Source organism: Curtobacterium ammoniigenes NBRC 101786 (assembly GCF_001571045.1).
GTDB lineage: Bacteria > Actinomycetota > Actinomycetes > Actinomycetales > Microbacteriaceae > Curtobacterium > Curtobacterium ammoniigenes.
In genome coordinates, this window is the sequence record NZ_BCSV01000002.1 from 35,207 (window position 1) to 54,838 (window position 19,632).

The 19,632-nt window shown below is 66.6% G+C and carries 18 protein-coding genes; 6 read left to right on the forward strand and 12 right to left on the reverse strand.

Translation table 11 applies throughout. The features are described 5' to 3' along the window. The first annotated feature begins 18 nt into the window (after window positions 1–18). Window positions 19–315: a putative quinol monooxygenase gene (locus CAM01S_RS03890; RefSeq protein ID WP_066516893.1), complete on the forward strand. Its 297-nt coding sequence runs from the start codon at window positions 19–21 to the stop codon at window positions 313–315. 87 nt (window positions 316–402) lie between these two features. Here CAM01S_RS03890 and CAM01S_RS03895 read toward each other — a convergent pair whose 3' ends face one another. The 8 genes from CAM01S_RS03895 to CAM01S_RS03930 form a co-directional block, all read right to left on the reverse strand. After that, window positions 403–3,102 (reverse strand): exo-rhamnogalacturonan lyase family protein, encoded by a 2,700-nt coding sequence (locus CAM01S_RS03895; RefSeq protein ID WP_157071402.1) that lies wholly within the window; start codon window positions 3,100–3,102, stop codon window positions 403–405. After that, window positions 3,095–3,763 carry a DUF1961 family protein gene (locus CAM01S_RS03900; RefSeq protein WP_066516895.1) on the reverse strand — a complete coding sequence of 223 codons (669 nt, stop codon included), beginning with the start codon at window positions 3,761–3,763 and terminating at the stop codon, window positions 3,095–3,097. The genes CAM01S_RS03895 and CAM01S_RS03900 overlap by 8 nt, the downstream gene beginning before the upstream one ends. Further along, window positions 3,745–4,422 (reverse strand): rhamnogalacturonan acetylesterase, encoded by a 678-nt coding sequence (locus CAM01S_RS03905; protein WP_066516896.1) that lies wholly within the window; start codon window positions 4,420–4,422, stop codon window positions 3,745–3,747. The genes CAM01S_RS03900 and CAM01S_RS03905 overlap by 19 nt, the downstream gene beginning before the upstream one ends. Next, window positions 4,419–5,360: a carbohydrate ABC transporter permease gene (locus CAM01S_RS03910; protein WP_083527734.1), complete on the reverse strand. Its 942-nt coding sequence runs from the start codon at window positions 5,358–5,360 to the stop codon at window positions 4,419–4,421. Before CAM01S_RS03910 ends, CAM01S_RS03905 begins: the two co-directional genes overlap by 4 nt. Continuing rightward, window positions 5,360–6,343 carry an ABC transporter permease gene (locus tag CAM01S_RS03915; RefSeq protein WP_083527735.1) on the reverse strand — a complete coding sequence of 328 codons (984 nt, stop codon included), beginning with the start codon at window positions 6,341–6,343 and terminating at the stop codon, window positions 5,360–5,362. Before CAM01S_RS03915 ends, CAM01S_RS03910 begins: the two co-directional genes overlap by 1 nt. A 69-nt stretch (window positions 6,344–6,412) precedes the next feature. Next, window positions 6,413–7,963, reverse strand: a complete 1,551-nt coding sequence (locus CAM01S_RS03920) for a type 2 periplasmic-binding domain-containing protein (RefSeq protein ID WP_066516897.1) — start codon at window positions 7,961–7,963, stop codon at window positions 6,413–6,415. Between the two features lie 31 nt (window positions 7,964–7,994). Further along, window positions 7,995–8,675 (reverse strand): DUF624 domain-containing protein, encoded by a 681-nt coding sequence (locus CAM01S_RS03925; RefSeq protein WP_066516899.1) that lies wholly within the window; start codon window positions 8,673–8,675, stop codon window positions 7,995–7,997. Between the two features lie 12 nt (window positions 8,676–8,687). Further along, window positions 8,688–10,058, reverse strand: coding sequence for a right-handed parallel beta-helix repeat-containing protein (locus CAM01S_RS03930; RefSeq protein WP_083527736.1), 1,371 nt, complete (start codon window positions 10,056–10,058; stop codon window positions 8,688–8,690). A gap of 369 nt (window positions 10,059–10,427) precedes the next feature. Between CAM01S_RS03930 and CAM01S_RS03935 the strand changes: the two genes are divergently transcribed. From CAM01S_RS03935 to CAM01S_RS03950, 4 genes are all read left to right on the forward strand, one after another. Further along, window positions 10,428–12,509: a cell wall-binding repeat-containing protein gene (locus CAM01S_RS03935; RefSeq protein WP_066516903.1), complete on the forward strand. Its 2,082-nt coding sequence runs from the start codon at window positions 10,428–10,430 to the stop codon at window positions 12,507–12,509. Window positions 12,510–12,615: 106 nt separating this feature from the next. Continuing rightward, window positions 12,616–13,377 (forward strand): SGNH/GDSL hydrolase family protein, encoded by a 762-nt coding sequence (locus CAM01S_RS03940; protein WP_066516904.1) that lies wholly within the window; start codon window positions 12,616–12,618, stop codon window positions 13,375–13,377. 22 nt (window positions 13,378–13,399) lie between these two features. Beyond that, the gene (locus CAM01S_RS03945) at window positions 13,400–14,611 is read left to right on the forward strand and encodes a mannosyltransferase family protein (protein ID WP_066516905.1); all 1,212 of its coding nucleotides are present in this window, start codon (window positions 13,400–13,402) and stop codon (window positions 14,609–14,611) included. 1 nt (window position 14,612) lies between these two features. Next, window positions 14,613–15,878, forward strand: coding sequence for a glycosyltransferase 87 family protein (locus tag CAM01S_RS03950; protein ID WP_066516911.1), 1,266 nt, complete (start codon window positions 14,613–14,615; stop codon window positions 15,876–15,878). A gap of 13 nt (window positions 15,879–15,891) precedes the next feature. Here CAM01S_RS03950 and CAM01S_RS03955 read toward each other — a convergent pair whose 3' ends face one another. Then, window positions 15,892–16,290, reverse strand: coding sequence for a cupin domain-containing protein (locus CAM01S_RS03955; RefSeq protein ID WP_066516915.1), 399 nt, complete (start codon window positions 16,288–16,290; stop codon window positions 15,892–15,894). 41 nt (window positions 16,291–16,331) lie between these two features. After that, complete coding sequence (locus CAM01S_RS03960) at window positions 16,332–16,961, reverse strand: TetR family transcriptional regulator (RefSeq protein WP_066516916.1); 630 nt, start codon at window positions 16,959–16,961, stop codon at window positions 16,332–16,334. 229 nt (window positions 16,962–17,190) lie between these two features. Between CAM01S_RS03960 and CAM01S_RS03965 the strand changes: the two genes are divergently transcribed. Further along, complete coding sequence (locus CAM01S_RS03965; RefSeq protein ID WP_066516922.1) at window positions 17,191–17,541, forward strand: hypothetical protein; 351 nt, start codon at window positions 17,191–17,193, stop codon at window positions 17,539–17,541. 176 nt (window positions 17,542–17,717) lie between these two features. On the opposite strand, the gene CAM01S_RS03970 is transcribed toward CAM01S_RS03965, so the two are convergent. Then, window positions 17,718–18,566, reverse strand: coding sequence for an alpha/beta hydrolase (locus tag CAM01S_RS03970; protein ID WP_066516930.1), 849 nt, complete (start codon window positions 18,564–18,566; stop codon window positions 17,718–17,720). Then, the gene (locus CAM01S_RS03975; protein WP_083527737.1) at window positions 18,559–19,572 is read right to left on the reverse strand and encodes a LysR family transcriptional regulator; all 1,014 of its coding nucleotides are present in this window, start codon (window positions 19,570–19,572) and stop codon (window positions 18,559–18,561) included. The genes CAM01S_RS03970 and CAM01S_RS03975 overlap by 8 nt, the downstream gene beginning before the upstream one ends. Window positions 19,573–19,632 lie beyond the last annotated feature (60 nt).

Genomic DNA, 19,632 nt, shown 5'->3' on the forward strand with positions numbered 1-19,632 from the left:
ACTCGCAACGGAGCGCTCATGCCGATCATCGCCCTGCTCGAATTCACCGTGCGTCCCGACGCCATGGATGACGCACCCCGCGTGATCCACGAGACGCTGCAGGCAACCCGCGCGTTCGACGGCTGCCAGGGCGTCGAGGTCACCTTCGACGAGACCGAGCCGACACACGTCCTGCTTGTCGAGCGGTGGGAGTCGATGGAGCACGACGCTGCGTACCGCGCGTTCCGGGCAACGCCCGACGGAGCGTCATCGCTCGGCACGATCGTCGTCGCGCCTCCGGTGCTCAGCCACTACCGCATCGACGCCGACATCTGACGCGCCGACATCTGACACCGGGTACGGGGCGGCGGGCCGTCGGGCACGACCCGTCAACCTGACGCTCCGACGGCGACGGACGTTCCGTCACGCCCCGCTCGACTCCAGGTACCCCCCGATGAGTGCGAGGTTCTGGATCGCCGCGAGCCCGAACTGCGCCGAGGCATTCGTCGAAATCCCGATGCCCTCTTCGACCGGGGCGACGACGAACGGTGGCAGCACGGTGCGGATCCGCAGGGCGGCTGCTGCCTCATGGAAATCACCCTGCGCGAGGAACTCGCCACTCGCGAAGAACGCCCGCCACGCTCGTCGCGCAAGGTCTTCATCGCCAGAGCGATTCGCCACGTAGGCGAGGAGTCGGCTATGCGCCTGCGTGAGATTCGTCCCGTGCAGGACTTCACCGACCGCCGCGATCTGCTCGTCGTCCGTGGCGAGGAAGAGCCGGCAGTACTGCATCCAGGCCGCTTGGAACGCCGGGATGTCGACGAGATCGATGAGCTCGCTGCACACCTCGACCAGCCCGAAGATCGCATTGAGATGCGACACCATGACGCGATCTCGTGATGTCTCGAAACGGCCGGTGTCGAGGTCATACAGCGCCTCCCCGGTGAGGAAGCCCTTCGGGAGATTTCCGATATCGGTCATCGTGCCGAGCAGACGATCACGCGACCACGCATCGTCGAATCGCTCCCATTCGGTGAGCCACGTCGCTGCGAGGGCACCCCAGTCCGTGCCGAGCCCGACCGCGAGCGCGTGCTGGTCCGGGCGGTAGGTGGCGGCATCGCTTCGCACCTTCCGCGTCGGATCGAGGGCCAGGAACGTGCGGTCGCTGTCCCGCAGTTCATGCATGAGATCGCCCGTGCGCTCGTCGGCCGTCAAGTAGTAGAAGAACCGCCGGTACATCGGATTGCTGATGCGCAGTTGCTTGGCGCTGCAGCCCCAGTGCTGCACGTTGTGGCGCGAGCCGAGGCCTCGGAATCGGCCGAGATGGTAGGTGTCCACCTCGCCGGTGTGCCGCGTCATGGCTTCTGCCATGCGGAAGACGTCTTTCCGTCCGGTCCGGAGGAACGTGTACCAGAGCCACAGATCGGGCGACAGTTCGGAGTTGTCCCACGCATACCCCCCGACGTCGTATCGCCAGGTGTGCCGATCTTCGTCGTACGTGTGCATGACGTCGCCGTAGTTCCAGAATCCGTACCACCGGCGCTGGTCGACCTGACCGCGATAGAACTCGAACAGCGCGCCGAGCTGGCTCTCGAGCTGCTCGCGCTGTGGCGTGCTGCGATCCGTGAGCGCCCAGTCGCCGAACACGCCGGCTGCGCGGATGCCGTCCGATGCGGCGACCAGCTGCGCCGGGTCACTGACGCATCGGGCGTGTTCGGCGAACTCCTCCGCGCTGGGAGTCGCCGCATACGGATGCAGCCAGAGCTCATGCGTCCGAGCGATGCCGTGCACGTCACCGAATCCGGGCTCGTAGTCCTCGTAGGTGATCTCCAGGGCGTCGAGCTGATCGGCGTAATCCTCCTGGCCGAGTCCGTCGTGGTAGAACCGCATGTCCATGGGCTCGGCCTCTGGCGCGTAGAGCCATGCCGTGAGCGACGCGGAGTCGGATGCTGCGTCGCGGATGTCGAGTTGCACCGGGTACGACTGCCAGAAGTCGCGGACGCCGATCCCCATTCCGCCTTCGGTGTCGCCAACGTAGGCGGCGCCTCCTGACCGAGTGCCGGCGGTCACGCCGACCCAACCGCGTCCAGCTGCGGTGCGCTTCTTCAGGGTGAACCCGTCGGGCGTGAGCTGCGTCAGCGTGACGTCGTTCCACGCAGGAATCCACTGCATCCGTTCCGAAACGGCCGGGCTCCACTCCTCGAGCGGTGGCGTCGTCCGCCCGGCGATCTGTGCGGCGCGCACCTCTGGGCCCGGATCGCGGCGCAGACCGGTGATGCCGCGCACTGCTTCGGCGAACACGCCACCATCTGCGCCGGCGATCCGGACGTGCCGGTCGTGCAGCGGCGCGCGCAGCGGAACGGACAGGCGAAGGCCGAGACCGGCGAGGAAGTCGTGATCGGCGTCCCCGTTCCAGATGAAGGAGTGCGTGAGCCGAATGCCCGAATGGCCGGCGCTGAAGTGCAGCCGGACCGTGAACGGCAGCCAGGAGCGCGACTCGTCCAACGCCCGATGCTCGCCCTCAATGCGGATCACGGCGCGAACCGGACCCGACTGTTCGACCACAGCCGCGGTGATCGTGCTCTCGAATTGGTGACGTTCGCGCAGGGTGTCGGACTCCGGAGCGGTCGTCTGCAGGGTGCTCACGAATCTGGCGTCCGACGCGATGAGCGTTCCGTCACGTTCGATGTCCCGAAGGACGGCGGGGCCGGTTGTCGGCACGACGACCACGAGCGGACCCGTTTCGACGCGAATCCCCTGCGGTTCCTGAACGACGCGGACCGCGGCTCCGTCTTGGGTCGCCTCCTGCTCGGAGGCCCGAAGCCGAAGCGCGTATCGGTCGCTGACCGTCGTGGTCGCGACGCCGACCCACTTCAGTGATCCGTCGGGCCAGGTCGCGAGCGGCCAGAGCTGGGTGTCGACGGCCGCTCCGGTCGCATCGACGAGGGCGAGCGTGTCGACATCGCTCGCGACGCCACGCGGAAGGGGCGCCCCGCACACAGCCGCTCCATCGAGCGCGCGGGGTCGCCCGCCGCCGAGCCAGTTGAGGCTGACCCCGGCGAAGGGCTCGCCGGTGCCGGTGGACGAGCGTCCGGTTGCCGTGTCGATTGTGGTGTCAGTCATGGAGTTCGGTCACCTCGAGGTCTCGGTAGGCAGCGCGGAGTGGTGCCATCTGTCTCAGTCCGAAACGCCCGCCGGCGATCGGTTGTGGGTCTGGGTCCGTCCACGTGAACAGCGGGAGGTCATCGATGGCGAAGCGGACGTGCGGCCCGCGTTTCTCGACGCTCACGCGATAGAAGCCGTCGACGTCACCGATTGCCGGAATCGGGTCGGCTCCCTGCGCAACGAGCTCGAATCCGGGCGATTTCCGGAGATTGCATGTTGTGAACCGGCGCTCAGTGGCCCATTTCCGTCGGTAGTACGAGGCGTGCAGGGTTCGGACTGCGCCGGAGTGGTATTCGGGGTAGTACCCGGACCGAGCGGGCAGCTGAGGGGCGAACAAGTCTGCTCCGATACCGGTCGCCGAGAAGAACGCCATCGCGAGTCCGTCGTCAGTCCGCGGGCGGAACGACCATTCGATACGAACGCCGTCCGGAAATTCGACCGGACACCACACGGTGAAGTGGGCATGATCGCCGAGACGCTCCTCGTCAGCGTGGCTCCACAGTTCGACCCCGTCGTCCCGGGCTGCCGAGGACATCGGGCCTTCCGCAATCCAGTCGGCGATATCCGCCGGCGTCCGGAGCGGATTGCGGTACAGCACGCTCACGGCTGCACGCCCCACTTCCCGATAGGGTTGGCGTCCTCACCGACGCGGCGGATCGCGGCGAGCGATTCCGCGACGAAGCAGGCGATGGCGCGTGCACCCTCGACCGTGAAATGCGTGTTGTCCTCGACGCCTTCCGGCCAGTGCGCCGATACTCCGGGCTCAAGGTGGACGAAGAGCTTTCGCGAGTCGTCGGGGCCGAGCCAGACGTAGAGCCACCGCGTGAACGCGGTGAGGTCGATCACCGGCACACCGAGATCGTGGCCGAGGTCGCGGACGATCTGCGGAAACGGTCCGTGTGAGCGCCGGAGGCTCTCCCTGGAGAAGAGGCGACGCTCCGGCGACGTCGCGAGGACCGGATGCGCTCCGCGCGCTCGGACTGCGAGAACGAACGCGCGCAGATTGGCGCGATAGAGCGCGATCGCGCGGACCAGTGGCGCATATTTCTGGTCGTTATGACCGAACTGGATGATGACCGTATCGTCGTCGCGAAGCTCTGCGAGGAGCGCAGACCAGCGGCCCTCCTCGATGAATGAGGTTGTGGTCGCCCCGCCCACAGCATGATTCGAGATGCGATCCGGAACGAACTCGTGGAGTGCGCCGCCCCATCCGCTCAGTGGGAACTCTTCGGGCTTTGGGGGTGCCACCGTGGAATCACCCGCGAGGAGGATGCTCATCCCTTCACCGCTCCGATGAGCATGCCCTTCGCGAAGTGCTTCTGCAGGAATGGATAGAACAACAGCACCGGAATCGTCGAGACGACAACGACCGCGTACTTCACCCCTTCCGACGGAGGCACGTAGCCGGGTTGGTTCTGCTGCGCGGTCTGCAGATTGGAGGCAGTGGTCGCTTGCTGCAGGAACATCTGCAGCGTCCACATATTGCTGTTGTTCAGGTAGAGCAGCGGAGACATGTAGTCGTTCCAGATCGCGACCGCGTAAAAGAGCGCGAATGTCGCGAGGACGGGCTTCGACAGCGGGAGCGCGATGCGCCAGAACACACCGAAGTCCGAGGCGCCATCGACCCGCGCCGCCTCTTCGAGCTCGGCGGGGAGGTTCTGGAAGAAGTTCTTGACGATGATCAGGCTGAACGGATCGATCGCCAACGGCAGGATCAGCGCGAGGTAGTTGTTCAGCAGGCCGAGGTTTTTCACGACGAGGAACGTCGGGATCATGCCACCTGAGAACACCATGGCGAAGACGACGGCGCTCATGATGAGGTTTCGTCCGGGCAGCCCGCGCTTGGAGAGCGGATAGGCCATGAGCACCGTCAGAAAGAGCTGGATCACCGTGCCGACTGCGGTCACGACCACGGTCGTGATGAGAGCGCGCGGGAACGTCGGCGTGGAGAACACGGTCGTGTACGCCTCGAGCGTGAACTGCTTGGGCCAGAGGAAGAATGCACTCGACTCGAGTTCAGCCTCCGGCGCGAACGATCGCACGAACACGAAGACGAGCGGGAAGAGCGCGACCAACCCGATCGCGATCAGGAAGACGAGGTTGAACACGTCGAACACGCGACCGGCCCGCGTGTTGTAGCGATAGCGCTCGCGCCGCTGTGTGGTTCGACGGGGACGGCGTGCAATGCCGACGATGCCGGTGGTCGTTTCGGTCATCAGAAGATCCCGTCCTGTCCGAGACGCTTGGCGAGCCAGTTCGCGCCGCCGATGAGAATGACGCCGACGAGGGCTTTGAACAGACCGACGGCGGTTGCGTAGCTGTATGAGCCTTGGGAGATGCCCACGAAGTAGACGAAGGTGTCGAAGACGTCAGCCACACTCCGGTTCAGCGAGTTGGTCATCAGGTAGATCTGCTCGAATCCGGTGTTCAGGATGGCCCCCATGGACAGGATGAGCATCACGACGATGGTGCCCCGGATGGCGGGCAGTGTGACGTGCCACGTTCGGCTCCACCGGCCGGCGCCGTCGATGATCGCCGCCTCGTACTGGTTCGCGTCCACCCCGGCCAGCGCAGCGAGATAGATGATCGTGCCCCAGCCGGTCGTCTTCCACATGTTCTGCAGGATGATCAGGGGCCGGAACCAGGTGGGCGAGGTCAGGAAGTTGACGTGCGTTCCGAGGACACCGTTGAAGAATCCGAAGAGCACCCCGGAGCCTTGCGCGAACAGCAGATAGGTCAGGGCTGCGACGATCGTCCAGGCGAGGAAGTGCGGGATGTAGATGAGGGTCTGCACCGAACGCTTGACCGCCGTGAGCCGGAGTTCGTTGAGCAGCAGCGCGACGACGATCGTCAGCGGGAAGCAGATGAACAGGTTCAGACCCGCGAGGATCAGCGTGTTCGTCAGGATTCGCAGGAAGTCCGGCGACCCGAAGAGCTGCTGAAACTGGGCCCAGCCGACCCACTGACTGCCGAAGATGCCGAGGAACGGAACGTAGTTCTTGAAGGCGATGACCGCCCCGACCATCGGTGCGTAGCGGAAGATCGCAAAGTAGGCGACCCCCGGTATGAGCATCAGGTAGAACCATCGGTAGCGCCGCCAAGCGGTGCTCCAGCGATTGCGACGCGTGCGGACGCGCGCCGGGGCGACGACCTCCGTCAGGATTACTGCGTCGGCAGCGTCGAGCTTCTGAATCGACATCTCGGGCCTCGTTGTCTCGTCACGATCCCGGTGGGTCGGCTGGCGGCGCAGCCGACCCACCGCTGGTCGTTACTTGTCTTTCTTGTAGAGCGCGTTCGTCTCGCTGATGACCTGCGAGCCGCCGCTGGCCTTCCACTGCTGGATTGCCGCCTTGAGTTGCTGCAGGTTCTCCTGGCCAGAGATGTACTTCAGTCGGGCGTCGACGATGATGTTGTCGAGCGTCGCGCCCTGCTGCGTGTAGGTCTTCGAGACATACGCGGCAGCGGGGTTGTACACGGCGTGCTTCGTGTCGGCTGCGGCTGTCTTCAACTCGCTGTCGTACATCTGCTGGTCGTACGCGTTCGGCTGTGCCGGCAGGTAGAACTTGTTGCCCGTAACGTTGGTGCCGAGCTGCGCATAGCTGGCCGTGATCGTCTGCAGGTTCGTCGCTGCGGCCGAGGTGATCGGCTCTGCGAGGTTGTTCTTCACCGTGAAGTTCTGACCCGCGAGCCCGTTGTTCATGATGATCTGGGCCTGCTTCGAGTTCATCTTGTTCAGCACGGACAGCACGGCCTTGAGCTGCGCGACCGTCTTCACCGACGACTTCGGGATCGCGAGGAATCCGGAGTACCCGGGGGTGGGCAGCGCGTGCATCGTCCCGTCCGGGCCGATGAGATTCCCGGTGACGCCGACCATGCCCTGGTAGCTGTTCGGATCCTGCTTCTCGAGGAGGCTCTCGATCTGACGGGCGCGCGAGTAGGTGTCGATGATGATTCCCGCCTTCCCGTTGAGGAAGGCCTGGTTCCAGTCGACCGAGTCGAGCGTCGCGTAATCAGGGTTGACGTAGCCGCCCTCCACGAGCTGCTTCTCGAAGTTGAGCGCATCGATCCACTTGCTCGAGGTGAAACTCGGCTCCAGGCTGCTGCCCTTCTTGTACCAGTCGTTCCCGGCGCCGTACCAGGTCTCGATGGCGTCATACGGGCTGTTCGTCGCGAATCCGCCCGGCCACTTCGGAATCTCGATGCCCCAGGTGTCCTTCTTGCCGTCCCCGTTGGGGTCGTCGTTGGTGAACGCCTTCGCGACCTTGAGCAGGTCGGCCGTGGTCTTCGGCATCTGCAGGCCGAGTTTCTGCAGCCAGTCCTTTCGGACGATCACGGCGGTGCGCATCACGTCTCGCGCACGGAAGATGCCGTACACCTGCCCATTGATGCTCGAAGCCTGCTGCACCTGCGGCTCGGTGGTGTCGAGGTTCGGGTAGTCCTTCAGATAGTTCGTGAGATTCCAGAAGCCGCCCGCTTCAGCGGTGTTGACGAAGCCGGAATCTTTGCTCTGGATGACCATGACCTGCGGGACGTTGCTGCCCGCGAGGGTGATGTTCGTCTTGTCCTCGTACGACGAGTTCGGCACCCACGTGATGTTGAGGTTCGTGCCGATTGCCTTGTCGAGCGCGGTGCCGATGGGATTCGTCTGCGCCGGCGCCTGGGTCGTCAGATACGGCGCCATGATCGTGAGCGTCGAGAGCTTGGCTGCCGTAGCCGAACTCGACGGCGCTGCTGCGGTGCAGCCGGTCAGGCCGAGCGCGATCGCGCTGACGGCCGCGCCGACAAGCAGCGCTGACCGCTTCGCGGTGACTTTCCTCATTGAAATCTCCTTATGAACGGATGGAACTACGTCAGGAGCCGGATGGCGGCTCGGGGACGGTGGTCTGTCTGCTGTCGTTCGCGGTGAACATCGCCATGCACAGGACCGCGTCGAGTTGGATCCACGCGCCGATCGTGAGGAACACCGGCAAGGCAGGGACCGCGATCGAGGCGAGTGCGACGACGACGACGAGTGCGCCCAAGAGCCCGATCGCCCACGGCATCGATAGGACGAAGCGCACCGCCACGGGCACGTATCGGAACCAGGGCAGGACGTAGTGGCTCTGCATGGGGCCGACCACGCTTGCGACCGCGACGAAGAGGGCGCTGATCGGAACCAGCACCACTATTCCGGCGATCGGCGCGCCGATCTGGAGGACCCACGACCAGGTGAATGCCAGGGAGGCGCCGACGGCCGCCACCGGCCCGAAGACGGCGTTGGCATGCCTCCATTGCGATCGGTACGCACGCCAGAAATCGCGGATGAGCCGGATGCCGTCGCCGCGCTGATGGCGTCGGGCGAGCGCGAACGCTGCGGCGGTCGCGGGTCCGACTCCGAGGACCACTCCGCCGAGCAGGGTTCCGAGGATCCAGGCGGCGTTGAGCCCGCCCATCCAGCCGATCTCTCCGCAGAGCCAGTACGCGATGTGGCCGATGCCGTTCCCGCCGCGTCGTTCGGCGCCGCGCCCCTCGGCGCGTTGTTCGATCGTCATTGCGCTGTTCGCTTATGCCGGGAACGGAACGAGGGACCAGTTGTCGCGCTGCACATCGCCCTCGGCCTGCACAGGGCCGTCGACGATGTTGTCGTAGATGTAGTTCTTGCCCGGCGTGGTGTCGCTGATGCTCACCGACCCGGACGCGGAGGCCCGGAGCGTGTTTCCGGCGACGCGCACATTTTGGGCGTTCGTCAGCTGGACGCCGTATTGACCGTAGCCGTTGACGATGTTGTCGACGATGTTCACCTGGTCGATCGGGCGCTGTGCATTGACGCCGCTCAGTTGGATCGACGCCGGCCCGGTCGCCAGATAGTGGTTCAGATAGTTCCCGGTGAACTGGACCTGCCCCTCGAACTTGGTCCCGAAGGGGCTTGAGGTCTCCATGAGCAGGCCGTTCCCGCCAGAGATCCCGAGGTAGTTGTTCGCGATGATCGAGTGGTATCCGTCGATCAGATGGACGCAGCTCGTCGTGCCGCCGTCGATCATGTTGCCGATCGCTTGGACTGTCTCCCAGCCGTCGAGGTACACCCCTTCGGTGAAGCTCGACATGCTGTTCGTCATCATGATGATGCCGGCGTCGAACGTTCGGTTCTGCCCGCGGACGCCGTAGACGCAGTACCCGAGGTGGTAGAAGACGTTCTGCTGAATCGTCGTGTTATCGGAGTCATTGAGACGAATCGCGGTGCCTTGCCCCGATTGTTTGCCGAGGAACTGGCATTCGGTGACCATGAGCGACCGCTGATTGACGCTCGAGATCGCGGTGCCGTTCGCGCCAAGCAGGAAGCGGCAGCCCGAGACGAGGGTGTCCTGGAACGGGGAACGCAGTGCGCTTTCGTCGAAGGCGAGGATGTTCCCGGTTCCGCTATACGAGAAGGACAGATCAATCAGCTGCATTGCGGGACCCGGGTAGATCTCGGCAGTCGAAGCCTGTTGCAGGCTGATCCCGACGGACAGCGACGCGTCGATCACGAGTTCGCTGCTCGACCACCCGCCGAGCCCGACGATGCGGATCGGTGCTTTCGCAGCGAGCGTGCTCGCGATCGCGTAGGTTCCGGGCGGCACGACGACCACGACGACGCCGGAACTCGCGGCGGCGTCGAAGGCGTTCTGGAACGCTCTCGAATCATCCGTGGAACCGTTGCCGGTGGCGCCGAAGTCGCGCACGTTCACGACGTTGAGGTCCTTCGACGTGACGTCGCCGTGTCCGGTCGCGGGTTCGGCCGCCTGCGCCGCGGTCGCGGTCCAGCTGACGCCGCCGAGGAGCGCTGCAGTGCCGATGCCGGCGAGCGCAGCGCGTCGTGACCATCGCGCTTGGTCACCCGTTGGATCGATCGCGGTTCCGGAAGACGGGGCGCGTTCAGGCATGCGTGGTGCCGACATGGTGAGCCTCCTTGCTCATCGTCGCGTTCTGAGGCGGCCAGCACGGAGACGTCGGGAAACGGGATGCGCTCCGACCCCTGGAGCTGCATCCGGCACGTCAAGCGTTGGGAAACCGCTTTCTCATTGAATGGTTTCAATGTACGGCCCCGCATCCCGTGAGTCAACCCCACCCGAAGGAACGTTCAGGTTTGCGCGCATCATCACCGCGTACCTCTGTGAACGAGCACCGCGGCTGCCCGTCCTGACGACCAATCGACGCCGACATCTGACCGGCCACCCCTACTCGGGGGTCTGCGAGCAATCCTCCGATTCTGCTTGAGTTCTCCTGTCCGCGGTCACAGGTCTGCGGCACGACCCAAGGGGGAACGCATGACACGCAGACGTGTCACTGGGATCATCGCGGCCGTCACGACCGCTGGCACGCTCGCGGTCAGCGGACTGGGAGCGTGGACCTCCGCCAGCGCCGATCAGACAACGCCGGTCAGCACGCCGTATGCGCACGAGTATCCGTTGCCCGATTCGACAGACGCCGCCGATTACATGGCGGTGGGGAGTGATGGCCTGCCGTGGGCCGATACCGCCAACGGGTCGGTGGATCGGATCAATGCCGATGGCAGTGTCACGCCGTTCTCGGTCGACCCGGGTCAGCCGCTGCTCGCGCTGACGCTCGGCTCGGACGGCGCCCTCTACACAGCCTCCTACCAGGGGAACTCGGCCTACCGCATCGCCACCGACGGCTCGGTGGTCAAGAGTTCCACCACAATGCAGGGCACCGCCTACTCGGTCGCCGCAGCGCCGAACGGGACCGTCTGGTACGCGGATGCGAGCGCACCGATCGTGTACCGCTTCGACGCGACCGGCACCCTGACGCCGTTCACGTACCCGCTGCCCTCGGGCGCGGCGTCCGATGGTGTGTCGAACAGCGACAAGGGGATCGTCACCGACGCGAACGGTGATCTCTGGCTCATCCCGTCCTCGAATTCGGGCGGCGAGCTCGTGAAGATGACGACCGCGGGCGTCGCCACCACCTACGGGATTCCTGATCAGACGCAGGGCGACGTCCTGACGATCGGTCCGAACGGGAATCCGTGGGTGTTCACGGACGGCGGCGACATCTACGAGTTCAACGAGACCTCGAACGGCTTCACCGAGAAGTACTCCACGTCCACGGAGTACGGCGTCGACTCCGTGGTCGGTGCCGACGGACGCGTCTGGTATCTGGAGGAGACTAGCGACGGCACGTCAAGCCTCCTGGCGCTCTCCGAGAACGGCGGAAACCAGACCTATGCGATTCCCAATCCGAAGCTGTACCCGTACAACCTGGTGAAGGATCCGAACGGCAACGTCGCGTTCACAGAGACCGCCATCGACGGTGCCAACACGAGCGAAGCGAGCTACGTGGTCACCGTGTCGACGTCAGGAGTCGCTTCCGAGCTGCGCACTGCGAATGGCACGTCGAACGCTGTCGCCACCGCGCACGCGCTCTGGTTCGGAGGGCCGGGGTACGTCGGTACGACGGGCTCGGTGAACGTGGACCGCGTCTCCGGCGCCGACCGCTACGCCACTTCGGTCGCGTTGGCGCAGGCTGCGTACGGCGGGACGACAGGCGGCACCGTGTTCGTGGCCACCGGAACGAACTATCCGGACGCACTCGCTGCCGGCCCCGCGGCGGCGAAGGAGCATGCACCCTTGCTGCTCACCGCACCGACGGCGCTCCCGCAGGACGTCAGCGATGAGATCGCGGCGCTCGCTCCGAAGCGCGTTGTCGTGGTCGGCGGCCCGTTCGCCGTGTCCGACGGCGTGATGGATCAGATCCGCTCGGCCGCGCCCGGTGCGTCGGTCACCCGCATCAGCGGCTCGGATCGGTTCGGGACGGCGGATGCGATCGTCCAGGACGCCTGGCCGAGTGGCACCTCCGTGACATCGGTCGATGTTGCGACGGGCACCAACTTCCCCGACGCGCTCGCAGCAGCAGCGGCGGCCGGGTCGGAAGGAATCCCGGTCCTGCTCGTCAACGGTGGCGGCTCGAGCGTCGACGCGACGACGAACTCGCTCATCGGTTCGCTCGGCGCGCACACGATCACCGTGGTGGGCGGACCCAACGCCGTCTCTCCCGCGGTCGCATCACAACTCCAGGCGGCGCACTCCGCTGCAGCGGTAACGCGCATCTCCGGAAGCGACCGGTTCGATACGGCAGCGAAGATTGCGGCGAACGCGTTCCCGACGGGCGCCTCGCACGTCTACGTCGCCACGGGCTATGCGTTCCCGGACGCGCTTGCTGGTTCCGCGCTCGCTGCGGCGAAGGGAGCGCCGCTCCTGACCGCGACGAACACCTGCACGCCAGAAGTGTTGAACGCGGAGGTTGCGGCCCTCGGAGCGACGAACGTCACGCTGATCGGTGGAACGTTCGCGCTGTCCTCTGATGTGGAGCACTTGACGCTCTGCAACTGACGCGCGCAGCGGGCCGGCCGAGCGGCCGGCGGAGGGGATCGACGAGCGCCGGTCCCCTCCGCCGTTTTCACCCCGCCCCACACCGCACGAGGAGCAGAATTGTTGTGTGGATGCAACGCCCCGGAGTTTCGCCGCGATCGGAGACAGCTTTGCGGAGGGCATCGGTGATGAGCTCCCGGATGGTTCGGTGCGCGGCTGGGCGGATCTGGTCGCGCTCGGACTCGCGCGGGCGGCTGACCCGGAGACCGTGACCTATGCGAATCTCGCGGTACGGGGGCGGCTGCTCCGACCCATTCTGGACGACCAGTTGGAGGCGGCGATCGCCCTTCGACCGGCGCTGCTGTCAGTGAGCGGCGGAAACAACGACATCATCCGACCGCGGGTCGCAATTCCAGATCTGACGTCGCGCCTGTTCGCGGCGATGGACCGTGCCGCGGCCTCGGGTGCGCATGTGATGTTCGTGACCGTGGCGAACATGACGAAACACCTGCCGCTCGGACGGGTCATCGAGGCGCGGGGAAACCGGTTCGCCGACGCGATCCGCGCGTTCGGTGAGCGTCCGGATGTGACGGTCGTCGACAACTGGGGCGACCCGGAGCTGTTCGACCAGCGGTATTGGGCAGTGGATTCGCTGCACCTGAACACGGCCGGACACCTCCGCGTGGCGCAGAACGTGCTGCGCGCGCTGCACGTGGACGTATCGTTACCGGCCCTGAAGGCGGCAGAGATCGTCCGACCGTCAGTGCCCGAGTATTGGCGCGATTATGTCCTGCCCTGGGTCGGGAGGCGTCTGACGCGGCGGTCCTCCGGCGACGGTCGCGCCGCGAAGCGCGCCAAGCTCGAGCCGGTGCTGCTGTCCGAGCAGTGACGGGCACTTATACTCGCGCCTGATGGAGTCTTCGGCCGCGGTCGCACCGGGCACTGCGGAACGCAGCCGTCCAGCCCGTCCCCGCGTCCACATCCTCACCAGGCGGGTCGCGCTTGTTGTTGTGATCTGGGCGCTGTCACACGCCGCGGTGGAACTCGCAGGTGTCGTATGGTCGTCAGTTCGGAATCCGGGCGCACTGACGGGCCCTGGATCGTTCTTCCTGCTCCTCGCGCACTGGGATAGCGAGAACTACGCGAACGTGGCGCAGTACGGCTACTTCGCTCCGCAATCGCTGCCGTTCACGCAGGCCTTCCTGCCCGGGTATCCGCTGGTGTCGCGATTCCTCGCGGAGGCCGCGTTCATCACCGTCTCGCCGACTCCGCTTGAGATCGCGATCGCGATGTGGACGGTCACCGCGGCTGCGTCCCTTGGATCGGCCATCCTGCTGTGGCGTCTGGTCCTGCCTCGGTTTGGTCCGGCGACTGCGGTCGGTGCGGTCGTGCTAATGCTCGCGGGGCCATACGCACTGTTCCTCGTTGCCTCGTACCCGGAAGGCCTCTATCTCGTTCCAGCACTCGGAGCGTGGCTCGCAATGCGTGATGGTCGATGGCTGCTCGCAGGCGTGCTGACGGCGCTCGCGGGAACGATCCGGATCGAGACGGTGTTCCTCGCCGTCGCGCTCGTAGTGCTCTTCGCCCTCCGCCAGCGCCGACTGCACGCACCGTGGGTGGCGCGCGCCCTGGGGTTCGTCGTCGTCGGTTCGCTCGGTGTGGTCTGGTACTTCGCTTGGCTTTGGCGCCGGACCGGGGATCCGCTGGCCTGGTTCCATGCGGAGCAGACCGCGTGGCATCGGAGCACGCATTGGCCGTGGCAGGCCTTCGAGCGCACGCTCACCATGGCAACCTCCCCGGAGGTCGTGCGCGCCGGCCATATCCAGGCGTGGATGGACATCGTCTTCGCCTGCCTGTACGTGCTCGGCGTCGTTGTCCTCATCGCTCGTCGCTGGTGGCCCGAAGCGGTGTACGTCGGCCTCGCCACGCTGTCGATGATCACGAGCTATGCGTTCACGTCGATCGCGCGTGAGAGCACCGTCCAGTTCCCGTTGATGGTCCTCGTCGCATCGACGCTGCGAAGCAGACGGTGGCGCTGGGTCTTCTGGGTCGTCGCGGTCCTCGGCATCCTCGTCGTGCTCGCGCAGTCGGCGCGTTTCAGTGTCGGCGATTGGTCGGACTGAGGTGAGCGCTGAGCCGACCGACCACCGGAGCGCTTGCGCCACGATCAGCGCGCACCCGGCGACAGCAGTCGTCGCGTTCCTCGTCGTCCACGCCGCCATCGTCCTCGCAGTCTCGGTCGCGCCGAATGACCCGATCGGGGATGTGGACGGCCTCTACCGGCAGTGGGTGCACCAGGGCTTGAACGGGTCGTGGATCGGAATCTCCGGTCCGTGGGTGTATCCGATCCTTGCGCTGGTCCCGATGGTCGCTGCCGCTGCCGCCGGCGTGCAGCACATCGACCAAGGATGGCTGGTGGTCGTCGCGCTGGCAGACGCGGCGTCGGCGGTGATTCTGTGGCGCACGGCGAACGGCCGTCGGGCCTTCTGGTGGTGGATGCTGTTCCTTCTGTGCCTCGGCCCGATCGGGGTGGGCCGAATCGACGCGGTCGCCGACGCGCTGGCTATTGCCGGCGTGGCGTTCGGGGTGCGACGGCCGGCGCTGGCATCAGCGCTGTTCACCGTGGGCGCGTGGATCAAGGTGTGGCCGGCGGCGCTCATAGCGGCGCTCGCACTCCGCGGTCGTACCGCGGTTCGCGCACTGATCGCGGCGGTGCTGGTCAGCGCAGGGGTGGTGGCGACCGACCTTTCGCTCGGCGGGGGGCGATATCTCGCCTCATTCGTCGGTGCGCAGACGAGCCGTGGCCTGCAGGTCGAGTCGGTCCTCGCGACCCCGTTCACGTGGGCTGTGGCAGCGGGACGGCCCGGCTACTCGATCTTCTTCGATCATGGAATCGTCGCGTTCGAGGTGGTGGGGCATGGCACGGGGTTCGCGGCGCGGTGCTCAACGCCTCTCATGGTGGGCCTCGTCGTCCTGATCGCAGCCGTGACGGGCGTTGCGATCGCGCGCCGTGCTCCGGTGCTCGAGCTGATCCCGGTTGTCGCACTCGCGGTCGTGATGACGCTCATCGTCGCGAACAAGGTCGGTTCGCCGCAGTACGTCGGATGGATTGCGGCTCCGATCGCCTGGGGTCTCATCGCCGGTCGACGCGGCGCGTTCCTCGTCCCTGCCGCCTTGGCGGTTGCGATCGCCGGTCTCACCCAGGTGATCTATCCGTGGTTCTATGCGAGCGTCACCCACGCGCATCCGCTTCTGTTGACCGTCCTGTCGATTCGAAACGGTCTGGAGGCGCTCCTGCTGCTCTGGGCGCTGGTGTCGCTCGTCGTCCTCGCGGCACGCCCAACGCACCGTGATCGTGCACGCTCATCGGCCGCCGTGGTCGCGCGCTGACAACGAAGCAGCGCTACGCGACGGCCTCCCCGGAGCCGTCGCCGAGTTGCGTCGCGATCGACACGGTTCGCTCGTCCTCGACATCGCCGGTGTGCGCGGTGGTGACGGTCTCGATCAGGACGACCCGGACCTCCTGTTCGGCGACGGGATTGTGTCGGACGCCGGCAGGCACGACGAAGAATTCGCCGGCGTCCAGATGGACGTCGGGCTGGCCCTCGAGTTGGATGACCAGGTGCCCCTCGAGCACGAGGAACAGTTCGTCCTCCCGATCGTGGGCATGCCAGACGAACTCGCCAAGGAGCGTCGCGACTTTGACGTACTGATCGTTGACGCGGCCGACGACGCGCGGGGTCCAGTGATCGGTCACGCCCTCGAAGGCGGCGGCAAGGCTGACGGCGCTGGTGTCACTCATGCGGTCAGCGTACGGGCTCGCGCTCGCCGGCCGGGCGACGGTCAGGCAAGGATGTGGAAGGTGGTGCGGGTGTCCGGGTCGATGCCGGCCAGCAGGTCGGACCAGACCTGACGCAGTGCCGCGTCGATGTCTGCCTGCGCCGTCCGGAGGCCGCGGTTGACGGCGTCGAACACGCCGTAGCCGGCGCTCAGGATCGTACGCGCGATGTCTATCGACGATCGGTCCGTTTTCAGCGTGCCAGCTTCGATGGACGCCTGGACCTCGGATGCGGTCAACGCAATCCAATGAAACGGAGGCTCGTCGAGCGTGAGTTCGGTCTCGTTCCGTTCGGCGAGCAGCCGGACGGCTCCGAGTGCAACGCTGTTCGCGCGAGCGTCGGCGGCGGCGGCGAGCAGGAATTCCAGGAGGCGCTCGATTCCGGCCGGCATGCGAGCCTCCAGATCGTTCCGCATCGCGATCCACCGCTCCCATTGCGTGGCAATGACCGCGACGGCGATCGCCTCCTTTGAGGCGAACTGGTGCTGTCCGATCGCGGACTTCGGGCGCCCCATCGCGGCGGCGATATCGGCGATCGAGGTTCCGGCGTACCCCGACCGGGCGAATTCGGCGCCGGCGGCCTCGATGATCGCTGCTCGATTCGCCGCTTTCTGGAGTTCACGCTTGTTCGCCACGTTCCGACCCTACGAGTGGGCGCCCCTGAACATGCTCGCTGTTGCACCCCGTTGCTGGGGAATGCGCTGGGAATGCGTGTGCGAGGCAGCGTTTCGCCATACGATCGTATGGTCAGCAGGCTCATGCCGTGCCCGCGCTGATTCGGGTTCAGTGTGGACAGCTGGCACCGGATGACGCCGGCCTGGAGTTGGGGGGTCTGCGTCATCCGGACCTGACGAGGGGGAAGCAATGCGCGACGGGGATCAACGCAACACTGTCTGGCATGTGGAGACCTTTTACGCGCTGGGCGGCGGTCAGCCGATCCGCATGACTTGCGCATGCCCGCGCGGCGAGGATCACGAGACCGCCGCGAAGCGCCAGCTGCCGGAGCCGACGGACCTCCGGCGTCGCCCAATCCCGCGGACCGTGTTTCCGTGGCAGGTCGAACCGTGGTCGACGGCCTCGCGGCCGAGCGACGTCGAACCCGCGACGCCGGTTGGCAGCGCAGTGGCCCCGAGCAGCCCGCCGACGTCGGACGTCGTCGAGCCTGCCTCGCCGACGCGCGATGCCATGCCGACCAGCCCGCGGCTGCACCTCTGATCGTTCGGCGCCATGCGCCCGCGCGCCTGCCCCCAGCGCCCGCACTACCCGGCGTCGGATACGAACTCGAGGCGCACGAGCTCCAGTGCGTCGCGGTCGACGACGGCGGTCAGCACTCGGCCATCGTCGAAGCCGCGCATGGCCAGACCGATCTCGAGCTGCTCCAGGACCTCCCGTCAGCCCGCCAACCGGTTGATGCGCTCGGCGCACCGGTCGATGGTCGCGGTCCATGCGTCGGTGCCGGGCCGGTTCAGGTGGCCGTGCAGCGTGCCGGGCTCGGTGCTCACGTCGATCTCGACGCCGGCGTCGCGCAGGCTCGCTGCGAACGCTTCGCCGGAGATGCGCAGTTCGTCGACCTCGTCGTTGATCATGATCGTCGGCGGGAACGATTCCAGTTCCGCACGGGAGGCGCGCCCCGGCACCGCATAGATCGGTGCGTTGTCGACGGGGCCGCCGAGATAGTTCTCGTACATCCACGCGACGGCGGACGGGCCGAATCGGTCGGCGGCGGGGTCGGCGCCGAGCGCGGCGCGAAGCTCCGCGTCGGGCTCCGGCTGCACGGCGAGGAGCGTCGGGTAGGCGAGCACAGCGAGCGCCGGAGCGCTGCCGTCGTGCGCGAGGCGGAGCGATGCTGCAGCGGCGAGGTTGCCCCCGGCACTTGCGCCGCCGATCGCCCACGAGCCCGATGCAAGGCCCGAGTCGAGTACCCATCGGTAGGCGAAGACGGTCTCGTCGACGGGGACCGGGTAGTGCACGCCGTCGTGGCCCGGGTTGCCGGCGTCGTCGGGTTCTTGCGGGGCGAGCCGGTAGTCGAGCGAAACCACCGCGATGCCGCGCTCAGCGAATCCGCGCGCGACCGCGTCGCCCTCGGCCATGTCGATATCGCCGGCGAGGAAGCCGCCGCCATGCAGCCAGAGCAGACCGGGACCGGTCGGCGACGCCGGGCGGTAGATGCGGACGCGGAGGGGGCCGTGCGGGCCGTCGAGCGTGTGGTCCTCGACAGCGGTGGCGAGCGAATCAGTCATGCACTCCATACTGTCCGCTCCTCGGTGGTCCCGGATCGAGATGACGCGGAGGCGCGGACGAAATGGCCCTTCCTTCGCGGGGCCGGGGTCGACGTGGCGCGACGCGTGGGCTCCGGGCGAGCGCAATGAGCGCCTCAGCGGCCGGGCTGAGCACCGCTGCAGACCAGATCGCACTGAGCTGCCTGATGAGGGGCTCCCCCTCGACGGCGACCTGCACGAGCGCGCCGGATGCGAGTTCGGCGGCGATGGTGCGGCGGCTCATGACTGCCGGCGCGACCCCGGCAACCGCGTTCGCGCGAACGACCGCGGTCGTGGCGAGCACGGCTGCCGGCTCGTGGAGTTCGAGCCCGTTGGCGCTGAGCCATCGTTGGAGCGTCTGTCGCGTCCCCGATCCGGGCTCCCGAACAAGCAGGGGCGCGTCCGCGAGATCGCTTGCCGTGATGGTCGTGCGCTGCGCCCACGAATGCGTGGGCGCGACGACGACCGCGAGTTCGTCGTCGACGAGCGCGAGGGCGTGGAGATCGCCGGGGAGCGCCGGCGTCTCGACGAACCCGAGTTCGGCGATGCCAGCCCGGACGCTCTCGATCGCGTCCGTCGAGTTGCCTGCGATCAGCCGCACACTCACGTCGGGATGTGCGCCGCGAAGTCGGAGCAGCCAACTCGGCAGCAGCAGCTCGGCGAGGGTCTGCGACGCGGCAAGCGTGAGCGTGGCGGCTTCCCGTCGGAGCGCGTCGACGGCGGCTTCCAGGAGGCGCGACGCATCGAGGACGGGGCCGGCGAGTTCGAGCACGGTCCGCCCACGGTCCGTGAGCGTGGACCCGGTCGCGGCGCGGTGGAGTAGCGACCCTCCGATCAGTCGTTCGACGGCTGCGATTCGCGCGGATATCGCCTGTTGCGTGATACCGAGGGATGCTGCGGCGCCGGAGATCGATCCGACCGCGGCAACCCGGTCGAGGATTTCCAGGGAGTCGATGTCGAGTCGGCGGTCGGAGATGCGTCGTGCCACAAGAATTCATTGTGGCAGGACAAGTGAATCGATCTTCTCCGGCTGGGCCCGCCTGCCGAG